This window comes from Longibaculum muris (assembly GCF_004343035.1).
Classification (GTDB): domain Bacteria; phylum Bacillota_I; class Bacilli_A; order Erysipelotrichales; family Coprobacillaceae; genus Longibaculum; species Longibaculum muris.
Genome location: NZ_SMCQ01000003.1, coordinates 59,751 through 80,679 on the forward strand (window position 1 = coordinate 59,751; position 20,929 = coordinate 80,679).

Consider the following 20,929-nt stretch of genomic DNA (forward strand, 5'->3'; position numbering starts at 1 on the left):
TACAATATCTTATGAAAATGATGATAAATCATGTTTTTGTAAAACTGCATACAATAAATCAGGAAGTTTTAAAGGTGCACAGGCAAAACAAGGAATCCCTAGATTTGCGACTTTTTGTGCCATGTCTTTATTATAATATGGCTTTCCTCCATCTTGGATAGCTAAAAGACAAACAACTGTTACACCAGATTCTTGTATTTCTTGTAAACGATGCAATAAACCTGCATGGTTGCCACCTTCATCTAAATCAGATATCAAAAAGAAGATTGTTTGATCAGGCTGTTCAATGAGCTGTTCACAATATTTAACAGATTTATGAATATCTGTTCCTCCACCTAATTGAAAACCATATAACAAATCTACCGGATCCTGACATAAATCAGTTAAATCAACAACTGTTGTATCAAAAGCAATAACATTTGTTTTCACAGCATTCATACTAGCTAAAATACATGCCGTAAGTGAAGAATACATAATTGAGCTCGACATTGAACCACTTTGATCAATATCCAAAATAACATGAAAATGATTACTCTTTTGTTTACGATCAAAAAAGTAAACACGTTCAGGAATAATTGTTTTTAAATCAGGAGAATAATGTTTTAAGTTTTTACGTATTGTATATGGAAAATCAATAGCAGTGGAACTAGGTAAAACAGAATGTTCCCTTTTTTGAATAGCCGCAAATACACTACGTTTTAAATCTGTTGCGATTTGTTGATTAATAATATCAACAATTTTTTGAATATAGATTCTCGCTTGATCTTTTGATTTAGAAGGAATCATATCTTTTAAAGTTAATAAGACACTTGCCATTTCTAAGTTGGGTTCTAATTGTTCTAGTAACTCTGGTTCCATTAAGAGTTCTTTCCAGCCATTACGTTCAATGGCATCTTGTTGAATGACTTTAACTAAATCAGTATCAAATAACGAACGTAAATCCTTCATCCATTTAGAAATGTTTGGTCGACTTGACTCTTTGCCAGCCCCACCTCTTTGACTTTGTATACTCTTACTTCCATAAATAGCTGATAATGTTGCATCCATCAGTAAATCCTTATCACTTAACAAAAAGTTTTTATCCATGTCTTGAAAATCATTTTGTGTTTCTTCACCGAGAATCAATCTCCAACGTAATAATTCTTTATTCTTTTCCATTAAAAATCACCAAAATCAAAATCTTCTAATTCATCTAAAAGATCTTGTTCTTCCTTCTTTAAATCTCCATTTAATACTTCTGCAACACTATTTTCATCCAAATGCCATAAACTTCCTAAATTCTTAGCTATATCATGCTTTTCCTTTGCGCTATAAGTTCCAAAAGCTCTCCTTAAATATAACAATGCCCTTAAAAAATCTTGTTCCTCTAAATCTTGAATATATTCATCAAGTTGTTTCCAAACAAAAGAACGTGCAATCAAAGCATAGTGATTTCGCATCATAAAACCTTCAAACCAGTTAGCAGCAATATCTACAGATATTCCTTGGGATATATGATAAGTAAGAATCTGTTGAAAATCATTCTCCTGTAAGAATCCACGTTCTAGCAAAATAGCTGTAGCATAACCACTCAAGAAAGGATTCATATCATCACGATGAATCAGTTCAACTAAAACTTGTAGCCATTCTTCTTCCATATAATGATCATGTTGAATAGATAAGTCATTCATTGTTTTCATTGCTTCCATGATTGTATGTGCTACTTTATCATCACACTGACAACTTTCAACACATAACAAAAGCGCACGATAAAACAATTGATGAAATAAGGGTTCAATATTTTCATTGGCACTATGTCGCAAGGTTCCAAAACGCATAATTCGACTTAAACGTTTAGCAGTTGAAACAATATCTTCAAATGATGAAGAATCAATTGCTAAGGATTGAACAGCCTGCAAAGCATGTAACAAACTATCTGGTAAACCACATAAAAAAGCTTCTTCCATTAAAAAAGCACATTCACTCATATTAGTACTTTGTTCTAGTTTTTGTTTTATACAAAACTGAGTTGCATAGGCAATACTTTCACCATATAATGAATTTTCAATTAAGATAATTTCAGCTTCACTACTCCATTTTAACTCCCAAGTTTCCTTCCAATCTGCAGTGTCTTGTTTGCTAGGCAATAATGCACAAAAAGGAATCTCTAAAAAACGCAATTGATGTAAAAAACAAGAACGATGAAGATCTAAAAAAGCTGAATTTTTTGATTTTACAGTTGTGTTTTCACGTAAATCAAGTTCTAAAGGAGTGGCAACAATAGTTTGAAAACGTTCTAATTTTAATTGTTTTAATTGACTATAAAAATCATTTTGAATAGCTGTTTTGGACATACCTTTAGGTAAGTATCCCATTGTTGTTCCAATATCATTAGCTATAAAAGCTTCCATTAATTGACTTTCGCTTCCTTGTCCCATACAAGCAATTGCTGCATCTTTTAAATCTTGTAAAGATGGTAATGTTTCTTGATGCATAGCTGCTAGCATTTGTGCTAATTGCAGGGCTTCAATCACCTGCGCAGTTGAACAGTTATAACCATGTTCTCTTTGATATAAAGAGATTCTTGAAAGATAATCATAGGCAGCTTGTTTAGGTTGATTTTCTAACATATGTTGCCACAACAACTCATAATAAGCAGGTGCTTTATTTCCAGCTCCATAACCAGAGAGTGATGATAAACGAAAATATGAATAAGGCATCAATGTACGATTGACTAATTTTTGATTGATTTTTTGATACTCATTATCACTTAAACATGTTGCTTGTTGAATTCCTTCAATATGAAAAGCTCCACAAACCACAACAATATCATCTTCTAATAAACCTGTTTCCTTGATTTTTTCTATCGTGGTTTTCATATAAGCTTCACGTAAACAAGTTTGCCCATCAGGTGGATTAAGCTCACGCAAGTGATGAGCAAACAAAGTTATTGCTTCTTTAAACTGAAATGTATCATCTACATGCTCAAAAATACGTTCCCATTGATCATTAACATCCATATCCAAATCAATAACTTTATCTTGTTGTAATTGAGATTCTTCCATTGTTAAAAAAGCTGATGAAGGTAAATCCATAAAAGCACAAGGAATATGATGTTGATAAGCCCATTTCATAGCAACATATTCTGGTGAATAATTAGCAAATGGATATAACAAAGATTGAATCGGTGTATCTATTGTATATGACATCATTGCAAAAGGTGGTATTAAATCATCTTGTACAATATCTTCTATCATATCATTACAATCACTAGGTCCTTCAATTAAAACAAAGCGAGGCTTTTTTTGCTCAAGAAAATGCTTTAAGTGATAAGCCGATGCTGGTGATAAATGACGGATTCCAAAAATATTTTCCATCACTGATTAAGCTCCATGCAAGCATGGTAAAGATCATAATAAGACATGCCTTTTTTCTTTAAAATATTTTCTAAATATTCCTTCCAAGCCAATGCATCTTTTGATTCATCCTTTACAATTGCTCCCTGTAATCCTGCAGCAACATCTTGAACACGGATTTTCCCATCACCAAAGCTAGCTGCTAATGCCATACTATTAGCTAATAAAGAAATCGCTTCAGCCGAAGATAAAACCCCCGTTGTTGTTTTGACTTTTTGTTTACCATCTATTGTTATTCCATTTCTTAACTCTCTAAAAATAGTTACAACGCGTTCAATAACATCTACACTAGGAACTTTAGCTTGTAAACCAAGTGAAGCAGATAATTGTCCAACACGTTGTTCAACAATCTCCATTTCTGTCTTTAAATCTTTAGGGGCTGGTAAAACAACAATATTAAAACGACGTTTTAACGCTGCTGACATATCATTAACACCTTTATCTCTTGTATTGGCTGTTGCAATTAAAGAGAAACCTCTTTTTGCAGGAATTTCCATATTTAACTCAGGAATAGAAACACGTTTTTCTGATAGAATAGAAATTAAGGCATCTTGCACTTCACTAGCACAACGACTTATTTCTTCAAAACGAACAATGCTACCTGTTTCCATAGCGTTTAACAATGGACTTTTCACTAAGGCTTCTTCACTTGGACCTTTAGCAATCAACATCGCATAATTCCATGAATAACGAATTGCTTCTTCACTTGTTCCTGCTGTTCCTTGAATCACTTTTGTAGAATCACCATTGATGGCAGCACATAGATGTTCACTTAACCAAGATTTTGCTGTTCCTGGTTCACCAATTAAAAGCAAGGCGCGGTCAGTTACAAGTGTGGCAATCGCAATTTCAACCAAACGCTCATTTCCAATATATTTAGGAGTAATGTCCATATTCCCACTTTTACCTCCACAAATATAAGTTAAAACTGAACGTGGTGACATCTTCCATCCTTCAGGGATAGGATATTTTTCATTTTTAATTAAGGTCTCTATTTCTAATTGAAATAGGATTTCAGCAGGTAAACGTTGATATTCTTGTTGATTCATTTAGATTATTTCCTCACTTTCTTCATAACGATTAATAGCATTTTCAATTTCATAAAATTGCCATGCATAATCACTTTTTGTTTTCTTCTTTAAATAAGTTAAGATTTCTTTTAAAACATATAAACCATCATTTTTATTACAGAATGTTTCACACATTGAAACCATTTGATGATAAGATATACGATTACCGCTTAAAAATGTATTTTGTTTTTTAAAATAAGCGAGTAAATCATCTCTTAATGGTAATTGATATAATTTTTCAATATACAAATGACAAGCTGTAGATTTATGTTGTTCAAAATATGCAATCAAAGTATCTTTAAGTTCTAAATTATCCTTTGAAGCCAAATGAACCATAATACAGCTACATAATGGAATTTCATTACCATAGACTATCATTTCTTCTTTTTTAAACAATCCTTTTGTTATTTGTTGTTTTCCTAATAACAAATCAATCCAACGATGATCTAATTCATCACCTAAAACAATAGTTATAACTTCTGTTTTTAATGGATATGATATCAGTTTTGAACGATAGACATATTGTTTTGTTTCTTGGTCATATTCAACATATTGGAAGATACGTGAATAAAAATCTCTTGGTTTTTGACAGTCAATGAGCGTTGTTAATGTTTCATAAGCATGTTTATAATCTTTAATCAATAACATTCGTGCATAAGCTGATGTCATGAATTGTGGATAACGTTCATAAAGTGTCTTTATTAAAGTTTCACTTTCTTCATTTTGATAAACCAAATAGGTATTCAAGATAACTTCTGCAACATATTCTGCGATTGTGTAACGATTATTTTCAAGTTCCATATAGCTCAATGGAGTTACATTGCTATAATTATCCAATTGAACAAATAAATGTTGTTGACTATCCTTGACCATACATAACTTATCATCATGATCAAATATCCAAGCAACAATATCAATAATTTGTGGACCTGTTTTATATGCTAATAAAGATAATTTTTTTATGATTTCAACTGCTTCTTTATCTGTTTCAATTTGCTGATATTTCATTATTTTAGATAATTGTTGTTGAATATCTTCACATATTATTTGCTTAATATCCTCATTGTTAGAATAGAGTGTATAAAACAAAGTCTTTTGACTTTTCTTCATTTTCTTCAATAAATACTTATCTACTTCATCATCTTGGATATGACTCAATGCATAAAGTGCATATTCCTTTAATTTTCCTCTTTCTACATCAGCTATATTCATTAAAAAATCTCGATTTGTAGAGTTGTAAGATAATCCTATAATGATTTGCTTTTGAATATCTGTTTGAGATAAAGGATACATATCTAAATAAAATTGGTTTTCATCTTTACCAGCTAATTCTACAATCAAACTAATTCTTCTTAACATTTCTTTTTTACCACTAGGATTAAAGTTTTCTTTTAAAAGAGGTACAACTTTCTTACCACAGCTTTTTAAAATATCCACACATAAATTAGCGATTTCAGAATAAGAATCACCTAATCCGGCAATGACATAAGGTAAAACACGATAATCTTGAAATAAATCAGGATATTTATTCCAAGTTGATAAAATGATTTCATAGCGACCACTTCCTGGTTGACTTAATGCTTGAATCAATGGTTTTAATTGTGAATACTTGATATTGGTATAAGGTTTTTCCGTAAGAATTGTAATATCATAGGTATCTTCTTCATATTTCCATTGTGCCTGTGTCATAATTAAAGCATCTAAAAAAGACATAGCTTCCATAATATTGTTTTCTAAATGGTCTTGATCATTAAATATTGCTAGACAAAGATTATAGAGCTTTTGAAATACAGGTGATTTTTGAGCCAATGCCTCAACCTTTTTTAAAAGGATCGGAAGGCGTTCATCACTCAACAAAATATGACTACCTGCAATCAAGCCTGTTTGAAAGCGTGATTGTAATTCTAATAAAATTTGTTGTAACATTTTCAACACCTCCTAATAAAGTAGACGAACAATCTGTTCGTTACTAATAAGACTCATCGGTTTTGCTAATAAATGATGTGTATGATAATCATAAGAAAAAATAACTAAAGCACACTGTTTTGATAGTAGATTTTGTGAAGGGAGTGTTGTCAATGCATGTAATGATGTTCTTTCCATCGCTGTAAGTTTTAATTGATGATTGAATTCATCCACCATAACAAAATCATCTTGGTTTTGTTTGATTTGATCATAAGCCAATATAATTGCTATTTCTTGATCACATAAAGGATTTTTCAATTGATTTTTGACTTCCTTTATAACTTGTTCAAAATCTATTTTGGCAATTTCTCGTATATGTACATAATCTTGTGCTTCAATATCACAAGTTGTAAAGTTTTCATCATAACGCATACGACGATTGTTAACTCCAGGATAGAGATATAAACAGGATGTTCTCACTTTTTCTAAAACACTGTCATCTTCTTTTATGTATTTAGCAACTTTTAAAGGGCGCATATTGACTGTTTTATGTATCTCTTGGAGAGGGTGAACATACCAATAACCAATTTGTAATGTATCTTCATTTTTACTACAAAATCCTAATTGTATGAATTCTTGGTTTTCTTCATAAAAACCAGCTTCTTTTAATTCTTTTAAATTCCAAACATGTCCTAGTAATTCATCCATGATTTGATCATCCTGCGTAATTTCTTCTTCATTTATTTTCTTATCTAAATATTGTTTTCCTTTTTTAACAATTTGATAAAGACGAAGCATGTTTGCAATTACACCATCATAAACAGCATCACTAGTCAATGCATTTTTCGCTTCAATAACAAGTTCTAAGATGAGACGTTGGATTCCAGGTAAAAAATAATCATTCATTTGTTTTGCTATATTTTCATAATCTTTTAGTTGACTATTCACAAAAGCAGCAACTCCCATTCGTGTGATATCCTGCAACATTGTTTCACAGACAAACAACCCTTCTTTTTGTTTCATCCAACGTTTCTTTTGTCCTGTTTTATTAACTTTTTTAGGCTTTTTCTCTGTATTATCTTTAGGTTGAGCACGTTTTATAAGGCGTTCTCTTTTTTTTACAATATCTTCAGGAATTTCACAAATCTCAAAATTTGCTTTATCTTCAATAGCAAATAATAATCCAATGCTATGTTTACAAGGAAATTGTCTACTAGGACAATTACAACGAAAGATTGGATGAGATTGATCCTGAAAATCAACAGAAGTGATATAATTTTTACTTCCGCTACCAAGACATTCTCCCATATAAAAAGTCTCATCTGCTGAACGATATAATTTTATAAATTTACCACTTTGATAAATAGCTCTCCCATTTTTTAATGCATTTGCATTCACTGCTTGTTCTTCTATCCAAGCAACATTTATGCTCATTTGTTTTCCTCCCATCTTATCCTATATTTTATATATCATAAATCTATTTTAACATATATAGAGAATAAATAGTATAAGAGTTAAATTTGTAAAAAACTTACCAATTAAAAAGTATTTTTTCCATCTACTTTACGCATCAAAAGATAAATTTTAATTAAAAAATCTAGCGATATGTAACAATAACATTTAAAGCTTAAAAATACTGACATTTACTATTTATTACCTATAAAAAATATCATCCAAGAAAAAAATCATAAAAACGATATAATTGAAATAAAAAATCTATTATCAGTTGTAGATTAAAAAAACAATTCCTATAGCAAATGGATGTTATCGTGAAATAGATATTAGAAATCATAAATACAGAGATTTACTAGCCAAAGAATATGCCTTCTGTCAAAAAATATGATTTTTAGTAAAACAACTATAAAAAAAGTTTAACTAACGTAAAAAAACAACCAACACAAATGTTAGTTGCTAATGAAATGAATAGAATGTTTTCTATAAATTGAAAGCAAATCAGTCTGCTAAAAATTCAATAAACACTCTATTTATCAGTAAAATTGGCGTCCTTGAGCGGATTCGAACCGCTGACCTTTCGCTTAGGAGATTAGAAAATTCATGTTTCTTAAATCACTTAAAATGCTCTAAAAGCCCTTGTTTTATCACGCTTTTTCTTTGTTTTATGTTCCTTTAATACCCTCATGTTTTCTAAGTGTTTCTATGGTATTTTGGGGTGTTTGTTGAAAGAATATTGAAATATTCAAGTTGCACCCTATTGTTGATAAGTTGTGCCCTTTTGTTGAAATATATTTATATGTTAGTGAACATTATCCTATTTTTAATCAAAAAAGCATAAAAAGCCCACACAAAATATAAATTTTGTATGAGCTAATGAAATAACATATTCTGTTGTGAATGATAGGCTATAAAGGAGAGTTTTCTGATGTCGATCTGTGCTTAAAGCGTTCCATATGGCTAGCCTCCTCTACGATGCCATATCGTCTTAAATCTTTAGTTTTGTTCGATCGGAAATCGTGCAGATGTATTCTTCTGGTGTTGGCACACGATTTCAAAAATAACTTTTGTAGTTTTCCTGTACTGCTGGATCTTGACTATTCATCTGTTCGTCGGTTATCGTCTGCAATTCCACATGAAATTTCAACAGGGAAATTCCTCTGGCTTTTGCACCAACTCTCAATATGGACATTATATCACTTCTATATAATCTCATAGTCAGTCTCTGCTTTCTATTAATTTTTTCTCATTTTACGTTTTCTGCTTGTGATAATGATAATGCCAAGAACTGATAGTACAGCAGTCATGTTCCACAAGAAGATGTTCGTTGCATCGCCAGTTTCAATAATAATCTGTTCATTGTCGCCTTTTTCTGGCTTATTAACAGTATCTTGTGAACCAGCTTTTTCCTTGACAGTTACTGTGATTGCTTTCGTTGCAGTTGCCTTCTGGCTGTCCACAACTTGATATATAATCTTATATGTTCCAGCCTTTGTCATATCCACTGTATTCTTAATCACCTTGATATCTTTTGTTAAATTACCGTCCTCTTTATCAAATGCACTCACATCTTTCAACGGATCAAATTTATCTCCAACTGTAACAGTCTTATCTTTCGCTTGAATCGTTGGTATGCTGTTAAGTGGTATTATAGGTGCAACGACTTCAACAATGATATCAACCTCTACACTCTGATAATTATTTGTATCTTCTGGTGTGAAAATAGCTTTCAATGTATGTTTGCCTGATTCATCAAGCACCTTTGTATCATCTACCCATGCAAAGCCCTCTGGAAGTTTTACAGTAGATAATGTTTCGTTTTGCTTCATCATTAAGCCTTGTGGAACGTCATAGACAGGCACAGCCTTTGTGATTTCAAATACTACAGTTTGTGTCAAGCCAGTATAATTTACATTACTAGCAACACTTGCCTTGACATAATATATACCAGCATTTGTTGGTACTTTATCATTATATGTTCCGTTTTTTTCATTACTGTAAGTAAATTCAACTGTTCCAAATTTTGCGCTTGCAGTTGGATTATTGGCATTATTTCCATATATCCAGTCAGTGATAGATAAATTTTCTTTCCACTCATTGTCGGCTTTGGAAATCACAAATTCTTTTTCCGTAGAAGCAGTGTTGCAATTATCATCAGCTTCTACACTGATAACAACCTTATAGCTCCCGACAACCTTAGGAGCAGATTTAAGTTTTGTATAAGTTCCATCTGCTTCTTTCTGATACCACTTAAAATCAGGTGTTTTGCTACTTCCGGTTACTTTTATCTCTGGTTTAGCCATTTCTTGTCCGTCATAGACTTTATCCATATTCTTTGTAGTAATCGTCACTTGACTATCTATCTTAGCAATCTCGAATGATGTCTTAGCTTCCAATCCTGTATAGTTTTCTGTTCCGGCAATACTTGCCTTAACATACCATATGCCAGCATTTGATGGTACATCACTTGTATATGTTCCGTTTTCTTTGTTACTGTAAGTAAATTCAACTGTTCCGAATTTCGCGCTTGCAGTTGGATTGTTAGCATTATTTCCATATGCCCAGTCAGCGATAGATAAATTTTCTGTCCACTCATTGTTGGCTTTGGAAATCACAAATTCTTTTTCCGTAGAAGTAGCGCTGTAGTTGTCATCAGCTTCAACACTGACAACAACCTTGTAGCTTCCGACAACCTTAGGAGCAGATTTAAGTTCTGTATAGCTTCCATCTGCTTCTTTCTGATACCACTTAAAATCAGGTGTTTTGCTACTTCCGGTAACTTCTATCTCTGGTTTAGCCATTTCTTGTCCGTCATAGACTTTATCTATGTTATTCACTTTCATTTCGACTAATGTATCTGCTTTTGATACTTCAACACTCAACTTACGTTCTACATATTGTTTTTGTGCATTATAGCCGGTTATACCTGTAAAATCATAATCTGTTTCGAGTTCTTTTGTATCAAAATGAGCCTTAAAACTCTTTGTACCTACCAATAGTGGTGTACCTTTATTTTCCCAAGTCCAGCCAGTAAGTAGGGTTACATCTTTTAATGTCTGTCCATAGATACCTGTTAAATTCGTTGGTTCATCGATTACATCTTTCCCATCTTTCTTTGTAGAAACAGTTGCTGTTATTTCAGCAGATTGTAAGTAAATACCTTTTCCTTGATAGCGGACAGATACTGTATGTTTTGAACCAGCTTCTAAATCAGATAATACAGGACTTGTTCCCCAAGTTCCACTATCCCATTGATACTCTATATCGCCATAGGTTACCACATCAAACGTGCCATTGACTGTCAGTGAGCTCTTTGTTCTTTTAATATCATTTTCTGTAAAGTTTGGAGTTGGTGCTTGTGGCATAGGTGTTGCTTCTGTAAGTGTGATATTCACATCAGCGGTAGGAGTGCCAGAAATCTTAAAACCTGTATCTGTTGCCGTTGCAGTCAACCCATTCAAACCTTTAATACCGTCAATATATCCCTCAGGAAGATAATATTTATCAACTACTTCTACTGTTATATCTCTAATCGCACTACCTTGTACAACACCTTGTGTACCATTTGTAACAGTTAAATTATTGCCTGCTGTAATATTTACATCAAATCTTTGTTCTTCTGTCGCCAACGTTGCATAGGTCATTCTATTTGTTGTATCTGTTGTTTCCAGCCATACTTTACAATTCGCAAAGCTGTCTAAACTCATATCCCTTGCAGAAACTTCTGTTTCATTTGTGATTTGTTTCGTCCATGCTCCATTACTGTTTTGTACTACTAAATATGTACCATTTGGAACACCTTTTAATTCTACTTTTGATTTATCATAAGAAACCAAGGCAGAGCCGAGTTTATCTGTTTTGTATCGCAAAGTGAATGCCCCTTGCCCATCGGTATCCTGCAATGCCAAATTTCCCTCAGATGATGCTGCTTGCGCAGCCGATGCAAAGATGACAGATGACAGATTTAATTCAAAGGCGGGCACCAGCATGTAAGACTCGCTAATTTGCCCAAAGGTCACACTATTATGCGGATCCGCGACCAACCCACTAAAACTATTATTAATGAACGGCGTACGAATCCAAAAAGCAACACTGTTTCCCCAATATTCCGAATCTATAAAAAGCCCAGTATTTAGAGCATTCGGTATATTGGTACCGACTGTAAGTTTGGAGTCAGAATCAGTTCCATAGGCAAGATATAGCTTATCGGTTGTAGAATACACAGTATTGTTTTTCGTATCATTAGTATAGATTGTTGTATCTTTCATCAGATTTTGCTCTAATGTTGTAAAATAAGAACTTTCTAATTCTTTTAATGTATCTCTTAAAGGACTTGCTCCATAGTGATTTGGATAGACTTCATCTGGATCACTTGCATAATCACATTCCCAAGTTTCACTATATGTTTTATTAATATCCCAAGCAGGTTCAAACAACTGATCTGTTGCTAGTGGACTTGTCGCAAATAAAGTCAAACTATTCATTGTTTGACTTCCTGCAATCCACCATTGCTGAGCGTTATTACCGAAATAGACCTTGGCTGGATTTTTATTTCCGTCATTATTGTTTGTATTAAAGAGCATTAATTCATCTTTTATTGCAAATTGTGTATTGTCTGGCAGTTCTGCCGCATGAACCGGTGTACTTAGTTGTGGCAGCATGGTTAGGGTCATTGTCACCGCCAGCAGCAGAGCACTGGCTTTTTTCTTTAAATTCTGTAGTTTTTCCATTTCATTCTTCTCCTTTTCTCGTATGTTCCTTTCCTGTTTTTTCACTATCCTCAATGTCTGTTATGGTTTCTATTTGGTTGTATGCCAAAAGAACAGATTTTGTCTGTCAGTCTATCTGTCGCAAGCGTAGCAGTTTGTAAACATGGCTGTCAACCACTTATTATAAATATTTATAGTGTTGTATAAGGCTTGATAGGCTTTAAATAAGTATATCATTTCCATTATCACATCACAATCGAAATAGACTAACAAGGCAAAATATCTAATAAAAGACAGCCTCAACAAAAAACAGATTATTCATGAGCAGGAAAAAGCAAGACAATACTGCTTGTTTATGTTCTTATACTATAATCTTTCCGTAGGATTCTTATGTAGCACAAGCTCAAACTGCGAAACTAAAGTTAGTTGCCTTTGTTTGAGTGTCTATGAATTTCGCGGCAACTTTGACTTTCACATTGTTCCTTCAGCCGTAAACACAGGATTGGAATAAGAATCGCTTAATTCCATCATATCCTTATCTTCTCGCACTTTAAATGGATGATGAGGAAAGGCACTAATCGTATCAAGAGGAATATCAATAATTTTTATTGCATTATCCTCTCTTATTGACTGATCTGATTTAAACAGTATATCCTCATCGAGATTGAAATCGGGTATTTATACTGCGCTTAAAGGTTTTCTCGGCATTTTGTTCCACCTCCCTTGCTAAAGATAAATAGGCAAAAGCACCATCATTCTTCGGATCGTATGAGAAAATACTTTGACCAACACTAGATGCTTTGCTGATAGCAACACGTCGAGGAATACACTTTTTAAATACCGAAAAATGTTGCCCTACTTTTCGACAATCTGTCTTTGAATATTTCTTGACTGTGTTGTTCGATCATCAGTCATTGTAATAAGAATACCTTCAACAGATAAATCCGGATTTATATCACGTTTTGTTTTTAAAATTGATGATATTAAATTCGTTGTACTTGAAGATGATAGATATTCTGATTGTGTTGGGATAATCACACTATTAGCACAGGCAAACGCATTGATTGTTAGTTCACCCAAAGATGGACTGCAATCAATTAAAATATAATCGTAGTTATCTTTGAGTGGCGCAATAATATCTTTTAAAACAGTATCTTTGTTTTCAAGATTAGTAAGCGTTGTTTCAATTGCTGCTAAACGAGTGTTTGCAGGAATAAAATCAAATCCTTCATCATTATGGAAGATACTTCCATAATCACATTGATCATTCACAATTACTTCAAGCATCATATTGCCTATATTTTTCTTGATTGTATCAACATCATAACCTAATGCTTTACCTGAATCACCTTGAGGATCAAAATCAATCAGCAATACATTTTTCTTTTTCAAACTCAAGGCACTTGCTAAGTTAATACTTGTAGTTGTTTTACCAACACCGCCTTTTTGATTGGCAATTGCTATTATTTTTCCATATGTCATGTTTCACGACCTCCTTTCTTTTAAGACAACTTGAAAAGTTGGCTATGTAAATAAAAAACTATTCATCTAATGACAAATAGAATAAAATATGTTATGAATTTGTGTATTTAGTTCAAATATGTTCTCAAGTGCTCTTTAGGTGTATTGAATGTTCTAACGTATCTGTTGAAAACATTCAAAATTTGTTGAATTTTAATGTATAAAAAGGGCACCCCTGTGTTGAAAGAAAAAGGAGCAGTACAATCAATTTGTACAACTCCCTAATCTTAGGATAAATCCATTATCCTCTCTTAGTTAAATGGGCATAAAGCCCATAAAATAAGCTTAATTGGTACTCCGGATGCGATTTGAACGCACGACCTATCGCTTAGGAGGCGATTGCTCTATCCACTGAGCTACCGAAGTATATGTGTGATAATTTGCCCTAAAACAGCTCATAGGCAGGGAAATGGGGTGCGATTCGCTCTTTTCTTAGGAGGCGAATGCTCTATCCTACTGAGCTACAAAGACATTAAGCATGTTAAAATAACAACATGTTTATTCTAACATGGCTTAATAAAAAATTCAATTATGATTCATTGATATTGGGATATTCTTATTTGATTCCATTGACTTAATAATTTCTCAATATAATAAATTGTCATTTTTTCATACCATTCCCCAGTTTGTAAATCAACCAAACAATAAAGATGATTTTCTCTTTTTAACAATCCCAAACCATAATAATAAAGTCCTGCTTGAAGATCAATTGGCATAAAAAAACCTCCTTGTTCATTTTATGAAAAAGAAGGCCATTTATGATTCTTCATTAATGAAATCACGATACTTAAATAAGTGATAGAAAATAAAAATCCAGCAATAATATCACTTGTATAATGAACACCTAAATAAATGCGTGTCATACCAATGAAAATAGGAATCACCAATATCAATATGGCAAGATAACGATGACGAGGATAAAGCCAATAAGCAATCAATCCAAAAAGTGTCATTGAAACCATCGCATGAGCTGAAGGAAAGCTATAACTATTTTCTTCAACCAAATGGATAACAGATGGTCTTGGTCTAGCAACTATAACTTTAATAATTTGATTCATAATAGCAACTATAGCTACATGTACACTTACTAAAAGTCCCTTTTGAAAATGAAACAAGCAACATATCAAACAAACCATTACAACCCCAACAGTTGAACCAAAGAACGTAATTGTTTTCATCAACATTGTAATATGTTCACTTTGAAAGCTGGCTAGAAATTGATAGAAAGTCTCATCTATCTTTTCAAAATATCCTTGATAAAAACATATTAAATCAATCACCAATAACATCAATGATATCACAATATATTTTCTATAATTCTTTATCGACTCTAATCCCATTTTCTTTTACAATTCTCCCCGGTACCCCAACAACAGTACAATTTGGTGGTACGTCTTTTAAAACAACTGAAGATGCCCCCACAATACTGTTATCTCCAATTGTCACATCACCAATAATTCTTGCCCCTGAAGAAATCATTACATTATTTTGTAGAGTTGGATGTCTTTTAACCTTATGTTCACCAGTTCCAACACCACCTAATGTAACCCCTTGATACAAGGTACAATCATTACCAATAATCGTTGTTTCACCAATCACAACCCCCATGCCATGATCAATAAAAAATCTTTTTCCGATAGTCGCTCCTGGATGAATTTCAATTCCTGTTAAGAATCTTGCAAATTGACTTAAAAATCTTGCGAGTATTTTAAGATGGCAATTCCATAAAAAGTGATTAATACGATAAAAGAACATCGCATGTAATCCAGGATAGTTCAAGATGACATTCACACGATTACGAGCCGCTGGATCCATCTCTAAAATTCTTGAAATTAAACTCTTTTCCATTACTTTCACCCCTCTTTGTTTAACTATTTAACCACAAATAAACAAAAGAAACAATTTAAGTAATAATTTTTTTATTCTTCAATAATATCATCTGGACGCTTTAATGCCTTACGATAAAAGCGAATAAACATTGAAGTTGTGATACACGCTGCTAAGATATCAGAAACAGGTTCAGCAAATAATACCGCAAAAACTCGTGGTGCATCATAAACCATTGAAGCAATGGAAGTTGACATATGAAAGGCAAAACTTGTTTCTCCTAACAAATATGGAAAAATATAAATAAAAGGAATCAGCAATATAATTTTTCTTGTTATGGCCATCCAAACAGAAACTTTAGCTTGTCCTAATGCCATAAAGGCTTGTTGACAGGCTGTTTGTGCCCCAAACATACCAGCACCAATTAAAAAGACACGCAATGCCCATGATGAAAAATGAATAGTTGGTGCATCTTTTGTAAAAATAGATACAAAGAATGAAGAAAAGATAATCACCAAAATACACGCTCCCATAGCAAAGCCAAGGCAAAGCTTAAACATCAAATGAAAGGTTTCTCTTACACGCGTATAATTTCTTGCACCATAGTTATAACTTAGAATTGGTTGTGCCCCTTGACATAAACCTAGTAATGGCAAGGTAATAAACTGCCAAATACTCATCAAGATAGCCATCGTTGCGACTGCCATAGTCCCTCCATACATCAATAATTGATTATTGAATGATATTTGTAACAAACTTTCTGTTGCTGTTTGTACAAAAGGTGAAATACCTAATGACATAATTGCCAAAACAATCTTTAAACGCGGGATGAGATATTCTTTTTTAATTTTAATAATACTTTTTTGACCAAACAGGAAAATAAGCACCCAAATGGCTGAAACTCCTTGAGCAATAATCGTTGCTAAAGCAGCTCCAGCAACTCCCATATTAAAAACAAAAATGAAAAGTGGATCTAAAACAATATTAATAATTGCTCCAATCACAACTGTATACATTCCAATCTTAGCAAAACCTTGGGTATTAATATAAGCATTCATACCTAGCGTAATATGCACAAAAATTGTTCCTAATGCATATATACTAATATATGAAATAGCTGGTGCCAAGGTCTCCTCATTTGCCCCAAATAACAACAATAATGGACGATTAAAGAAAAGAATCAATAATGTTAAAACCAAACCACAAATAATTAATAAAACAAAACTATTTGTCATAATTTCTTCAGCTTTATCTTTTCTTTGTTCCCCCAAACGAATAGCACAAAGTGGTGCTCCACCCACCCCTACAAGTTGTGTAAAAGCACTCACAAAAGTAACAATGGGTAGAGTTACTGATAAAGCAGCCATCGCAATTGTTCCATTTGCCATTTGTCCAATATAAATACGATCAACAATGTTATAGAGAATATTTACAAGTTGAGCAATAATTGATGGAATTGCTAAAGAGAAAAGTAATTTAATAATTTTTTCATGTGCCAAACGATTATTCGTTGCCATGATATAACCTCCTATCATACATAAAGAAAGCAGGCAACATATTACCTGCTTATTTTGCTTAGATTTTTGAAAAGACGAGGATTTTGATCATCCACTCTTTCTTCAATTTTAAAGACATCTAATTTATAAATAAGAATATAAAGAATAATTGCTAAAACGCATGCTGAAATAGCATCTAAAATTGAATGTTGTTTAATAAACATTGTTGAAAGTGTAATCATAATAGCTGATACACTGGCAAATGTTATCATTCCTTTTGAATGCTTAAAATCATTGCATTTGATTAAAGCAATCGCACAGCCAATTGAATTAAAGACATGAATACTTGGAAAAACATTCTGACTCTTATCAGCTGTATAAATAAAGTTCACTAAAAATGTTGCAAGGGGACTTCCCTGAATGACTTCAGGACGATGATCAAAGCTTGTTGGATAAACGGTAAAAACAATCAAACAAACTGTCATTCCTATAAATAAGAATGCGACACATCTATAGAAATCCTTCTTATGAGTAAAAAACAAATAAGCGATTGTTCCAGCAACAAATAAGAACCAATAGACATAAGGATAAATAAACCATGAAACAAAAGGTAAAGCATGATCGATTGATGTATAAACATCATGGAATCCCATATTTCCTCTTTGCTGTAATCCAAAATACCAAGGTAAATAGATTACAAAATAAAGAAATACCCATGCATGTTTATATTCAGATAACCACTTCTTCATTAATTAAACCCAAATAACTTTTGTGAAATTGAATAACCTAAAGTAATAATCTTCTTACCAGCAATGCTATCCATTTCCATAAAAGTTCCTAGTGTTGTATGTTTCACTGCTTTATATAATTCAGGATTCTTTTGTTTCAAATATGCCCATAATTCATTCTTCTTTTGTAAATGTTCTTCAGTTCCAGACTTAATTAATAAAACGGTAGAAACAGTTGTAATCATAGTTAAATACTTCACCATATAATTACGTAACTTACGACTTTTTAACTGCATCACATCACAACAATCTATCATCATCTTATTGACTTTAATTTGTTGATCAATACGTGAAATCATTACTTTCTCATTGACTGACTGATCTTCTCTACCAATAAAATAACGATATAAATCAACATTTAAATAATAAAGTGTACTGACAAAAGGTAATGGTTGATAAACAAATAAATTATCAACATAGAAAGTATGTTGAGGTAATTGTAAATTACAATTTCTTAACAATTGCGTACGATAAATCACACTATGCATCAATAAATTTTGTTGTGGATAGAAATGTTTAACATCGTACCATCTAAATGTTCTATTTTGTGGTAATGCATTTGTATATCTAATGACACTCGATTTATTTTCACTAGGTTTTTCATACACATAGTTTGCAATTAACATATCAACATCATCAGCTTTTTGATGTAGTTGTTTAATTGTTTCAATAACCTTCACTAAAGCTGATTGATCAAACCAATCATCACTATCCAAAACCTTAAAATAAAGTCCTGTCGCATTTTTTAAACCAGTATTCACAGCTTGACCATGTCCACCATTTTCTTGATGAATACATTTAATTGTATCTGGATATTGTTTAACATACTCATCACCAATTTGAGCTGTATTATCTTTAAATCCATCATCAACAATAATAATCTCCACATCATCTTTAAGAATTAAACATGATTCAATGGCTTTAGCCATATATTCCTGTGAATTATAACACGGAATCGCAACACTTAAATATTTCATAGTTTTCCTCCTAAAACTGTTTTGTTAAATCAATGGCAGCTTTTACAATACCATCTATATTATAATATTTATATTGAGCTAATCTTCCTAATAAATAGAAATTTTCAAATGGTTTCATTAAATCTACATACTTTTGATGCATCATAATGTTTTCTGGATTTAAAATCGCATAATAAGGAACTTGACGATTATCCTTATAAACTTCAGGATATTCTTTAATAATTGTCGTTCCTTGACAAAGTTGTCCAGTTAGATATTTAAACTCAGTAATACGCGTATAATCCTCACTCACAGTATAATTAACAACCCCTTTAGATTGATAATAATCTTGTGGATAATGTTCAAAATCAAAACGTAAAGAACGATATGGCAATTGACCTAAACGATTATCAAAAAACTCATCAATTGCTCCTGTAAAAATAATCTTTCCTTTAAACTCTTGATTCAGATAATAAATTTTATGATTTTCAAAATCAAAAGTTAAATCTTCCTTCGCATCTTTAGATAATTCTATATCAATATTTTCATGATCTAACATTCTTTCGAATAACTTTGTATAACCATCCTTAGGCATTCCTTGATACTTATCTTGAAAATAACGATTATCATAAGAAATTAAGACAGGCACACGAGCTGTGACACTTTGATCAACTTCTTCTGGTTTTTGATTCCATTGTTTCATTGTATATTTCAAGAAAATATTCTCATAAACATATTGAGCAACTTCTTGAATTCCTTGTGATGAACTCTTTTGTAACTCTAAAATAGGAACCCTTGCATTTTCACCATATGTATCAATTAATTCTTGTTTTAATGCTTGTCCTTTTTCTTCACCAAAAACAATCATTAAAGTATTTAAGTTAAACGGAATAGGAATAATCTTTCCATAGACATTTCCAACAACTTCATGTTGATAATCATACCATGAAGTAAAACGTGATAAAAACTCAAAAACATCTTGATCATTTGTATGAAAAATATGTGGTCCATACTTATGAACTAAAATACCATATTCATCATATTCATCATAACAGTTTCCGCCAATATGAGGACGTTTCTCTATGATTTTCACTTTTTCCCCACGTTCAGCTAAAATTCGAGCAACTGTAGCTCCCGCAAAACCACTTCCAATAATTAAAGTATCCACATTCTCACCTCTATCGTCTATCATATCATAATCTTCTTGCTTTGAACATACTCATTTTGTAAAGTCGATTCAATTTGTATTGATGGAATCTTAGAAAAAGGGATAACTGGTAAAACCATATTTGAATTCCCAATGTGTTTTTCCATCCATACCATATCATGCCATTGATTAAACTTATAACCACAGGCATGAAAACATCCAACATATGAAAAACCTTGCAATTCATGAAATCTCTCACTTTTTTCATTAGGATGTGTAATACAAGCATAAACATTTTGAATATTCATCATTTTTAAAATAGCTATTAAATGTTGATAAAGTATTTGCCCATAACTGCGTCCATGGGTATGACTATCAACATAGATAGAAAGCTCACAATCCCAATCATATGCCTGACGACTAGCAAAAGAGCCAGCATAAGCATAACCAACAAGCTTGCCTTGATCTATTAATACCAAATAAGGATATTTTTCTAAAGTTGTCATGATGCGTCTTTGCATTTGTGCAAGACTAGGAACATCATATTCAAAAGTTATATTTGTTTTTTCAACATAAGGTGCATAAATCGCTAAAATAGCTTCTGCATCTTGTATTGAGGCCACTCGTACTTCCATTGATTCCCCTCCTCAAATCTTCTCAATT

Annotated in this window: 16 protein-coding genes and 1 tRNA gene; 1 reads left to right on the forward strand and 16 read right to left on the reverse strand. The window is 32.3% G+C overall.

Features of this window, described 5'->3' with window-relative positions:
- Positions 1–9 precede the first annotated feature (9 nt).
- The 5 genes from EDD60_RS03620 to EDD60_RS03640 are packed head-to-tail and all read right to left on the reverse strand — an operon-like array spanning position 10 to position 7,804.
- Positions 10–1,158 (reverse strand): VWA domain-containing protein, encoded by a 1,149-nt coding sequence (locus EDD60_RS03620; RefSeq protein ID WP_066448883.1) that lies wholly within the window; start codon positions 1,156–1,158, stop codon positions 10–12.
- Positions 1,158–3,356 carry a DUF5682 family protein gene (locus tag EDD60_RS03625; RefSeq protein ID WP_066448886.1) on the reverse strand — a complete coding sequence of 733 codons (2,199 nt, stop codon included), beginning with the start codon at positions 3,354–3,356 and terminating at the stop codon, positions 1,158–1,160. The genes EDD60_RS03620 and EDD60_RS03625 overlap by 1 nt, the downstream gene beginning before the upstream one ends.
- Complete coding sequence (locus EDD60_RS03630) at positions 3,356–4,444, reverse strand: ATP-binding protein (protein WP_066448889.1); 1,089 nt, start codon at positions 4,442–4,444, stop codon at positions 3,356–3,358. Before EDD60_RS03630 ends, EDD60_RS03625 begins: the two co-directional genes overlap by 1 nt.
- Positions 4,445–6,391, reverse strand: a complete 1,947-nt coding sequence (locus EDD60_RS03635) for a hypothetical protein (RefSeq protein WP_066448892.1) — start codon at positions 6,389–6,391, stop codon at positions 4,445–4,447. It lies immediately after the preceding gene.
- 12 nt (positions 6,392–6,403) lie between these two features.
- Positions 6,404–7,804, reverse strand: a complete 1,401-nt coding sequence (locus tag EDD60_RS03640; protein ID WP_066448896.1) for an SWIM zinc finger family protein — start codon at positions 7,802–7,804, stop codon at positions 6,404–6,406.
- Between the two features lie 310 nt (positions 7,805–8,114).
- On the opposite strand from EDD60_RS03640, the gene EDD60_RS16710 reads away from it, so the two are divergent.
- Positions 8,115–8,213: a hypothetical protein gene (locus EDD60_RS16710; protein ID WP_396627786.1), complete on the forward strand. Its 99-nt coding sequence runs from the start codon at positions 8,115–8,117 to the stop codon at positions 8,211–8,213.
- Between the two features lie 844 nt (positions 8,214–9,057).
- On the opposite strand, the gene EDD60_RS16330 is transcribed toward EDD60_RS16710, so the two are convergent.
- The 11 genes from EDD60_RS16330 to EDD60_RS03705 all read right to left on the reverse strand — a co-directional run bounded on the left by EDD60_RS16330 (position 9,058) and on the right by EDD60_RS03705 (position 20,901).
- Positions 9,058–12,552: an MBG domain-containing protein gene (locus tag EDD60_RS16330; protein ID WP_243646625.1), complete on the reverse strand. Its 3,495-nt coding sequence runs from the start codon at positions 12,550–12,552 to the stop codon at positions 9,058–9,060.
- Positions 12,553–13,386: 834 nt separating this feature from the next.
- Entirely contained in the window at positions 13,387–14,013 is a 627-nt protein-coding gene (locus EDD60_RS03660; RefSeq protein ID WP_243646626.1) for a ParA family protein, read from the reverse strand.
- Positions 14,014–14,342: 329 nt separating this feature from the next.
- Positions 14,343–14,418 (reverse strand) — tRNA-Arg (locus EDD60_RS03665).
- Between the two features lie 170 nt (positions 14,419–14,588).
- Positions 14,589–14,768 (reverse strand): hypothetical protein, encoded by a 180-nt coding sequence (locus EDD60_RS03670; protein ID WP_066448901.1) that lies wholly within the window; start codon positions 14,766–14,768, stop codon positions 14,589–14,591.
- Positions 14,769–14,789: 21 nt separating this feature from the next.
- Entirely contained in the window at positions 14,790–15,392 is a 603-nt protein-coding gene (locus EDD60_RS03675) for a phosphatase PAP2 family protein (RefSeq protein ID WP_066448903.1), read from the reverse strand.
- Positions 15,364–15,900, reverse strand: a complete 537-nt coding sequence (gene epsC / locus EDD60_RS03680; RefSeq protein ID WP_066448904.1) for a serine O-acetyltransferase EpsC — start codon at positions 15,898–15,900, stop codon at positions 15,364–15,366. The genes EDD60_RS03675 and epsC overlap by 29 nt, the downstream gene beginning before the upstream one ends.
- Before the next feature lie 71 nt (positions 15,901–15,971).
- On the reverse strand, positions 15,972–17,396 hold the full coding sequence (locus tag EDD60_RS03685) for an MATE family efflux transporter (RefSeq protein ID WP_066448905.1): 1,425 nt from the start codon (positions 17,394–17,396) through the stop codon (positions 15,972–15,974).
- A gap of 41 nt (positions 17,397–17,437) precedes the next feature.
- Positions 17,438–18,124: a phosphatase PAP2 family protein gene (locus EDD60_RS03690; protein WP_066448906.1), complete on the reverse strand. Its 687-nt coding sequence runs from the start codon at positions 18,122–18,124 to the stop codon at positions 17,438–17,440.
- Positions 18,124–19,140: a glycosyltransferase family 2 protein gene (locus tag EDD60_RS03695; RefSeq protein ID WP_132226218.1), complete on the reverse strand. Its 1,017-nt coding sequence runs from the start codon at positions 19,138–19,140 to the stop codon at positions 18,124–18,126. The genes EDD60_RS03690 and EDD60_RS03695 overlap by 1 nt, the downstream gene beginning before the upstream one ends.
- 10 nt (positions 19,141–19,150) lie before the next feature.
- Entirely contained in the window at positions 19,151–20,311 is a 1,161-nt protein-coding gene (gene glf, locus EDD60_RS03700; protein ID WP_066448910.1) for a UDP-galactopyranose mutase, read from the reverse strand.
- On the reverse strand, positions 20,308–20,901 hold the full coding sequence (locus tag EDD60_RS03705) for a GNAT family N-acetyltransferase (protein WP_066448913.1): 594 nt from the start codon (positions 20,899–20,901) through the stop codon (positions 20,308–20,310). The genes glf and EDD60_RS03705 overlap by 4 nt, the downstream gene beginning before the upstream one ends.
- Positions 20,902–20,929 lie beyond the last annotated feature (28 nt).

Excerpts from the sequence above, each read along its gene's own strand:
- EDD60_RS03620 (WP_066448883.1), bottom strand. The coding sequence starts at position 1,158 with ATGGAAAAGAATAAAGAATTATTACGTTGGAGATTGATTCTCGGTGAA.
- EDD60_RS03625 (WP_066448886.1), bottom strand. The coding sequence starts at position 3,356 with ATGGAAAATATTTTTGGAATCCGTCATTTATCACCAGCATCGGCTTAT.
- EDD60_RS03630 (WP_066448889.1), bottom strand. The coding sequence starts at position 4,444 with ATGAATCAACAAGAATATCAACGTTTACCTGCTGAAATCCTATTTCAA.
- EDD60_RS03635 (WP_066448892.1), bottom strand. The coding sequence starts at position 6,391 with ATGTTACAACAAATTTTATTAGAATTACAATCACGCTTTCAAACAGGC.
- EDD60_RS03640 (WP_066448896.1), bottom strand. The coding sequence starts at position 7,804 with ATGAGCATAAATGTTGCTTGGATAGAAGAACAAGCAGTGAATGCAAAT.
- EDD60_RS16330 (WP_243646625.1), bottom strand. The coding sequence starts at position 12,552 with ATGGAAAAACTACAGAATTTAAAGAAAAAAGCCAGTGCTCTGCTGCTG.
- EDD60_RS03660 (WP_243646626.1), bottom strand. The coding sequence starts at position 14,013 with ATGACATATGGAAAAATAATAGCAATTGCCAATCAAAAAGGCGGTGTT.
- EDD60_RS03670 (WP_066448901.1), bottom strand. The coding sequence starts at position 14,768 with ATGCCAATTGATCTTCAAGCAGGACTTTATTATTATGGTTTGGGATTG.
- EDD60_RS03675 (WP_066448903.1), bottom strand. The coding sequence starts at position 15,392 with ATGGGATTAGAGTCGATAAAGAATTATAGAAAATATATTGTGATATCA.
- epsC (WP_066448904.1), bottom strand. The coding sequence starts at position 15,900 with ATGGAAAAGAGTTTAATTTCAAGAATTTTAGAGATGGATCCAGCGGCT.
- EDD60_RS03685 (WP_066448905.1), bottom strand. The coding sequence starts at position 17,396 with ATGGCAACGAATAATCGTTTGGCACATGAAAAAATTATTAAATTACTT.
- EDD60_RS03690 (WP_066448906.1), bottom strand. The coding sequence starts at position 18,124 with ATGAAGAAGTGGTTATCTGAATATAAACATGCATGGGTATTTCTTTAT.
- EDD60_RS03695 (WP_132226218.1), bottom strand. The coding sequence starts at position 19,140 with ATGAAATATTTAAGTGTTGCGATTCCGTGTTATAATTCACAGGAATAT.
- glf (WP_066448910.1), bottom strand. The coding sequence starts at position 20,311 with ATGATAGACGATAGAGGTGAGAATGTGGATACTTTAATTATTGGAAGT.
- EDD60_RS03705 (WP_066448913.1), bottom strand. The coding sequence starts at position 20,901 with ATGGAAGTACGAGTGGCCTCAATACAAGATGCAGAAGCTATTTTAGCG.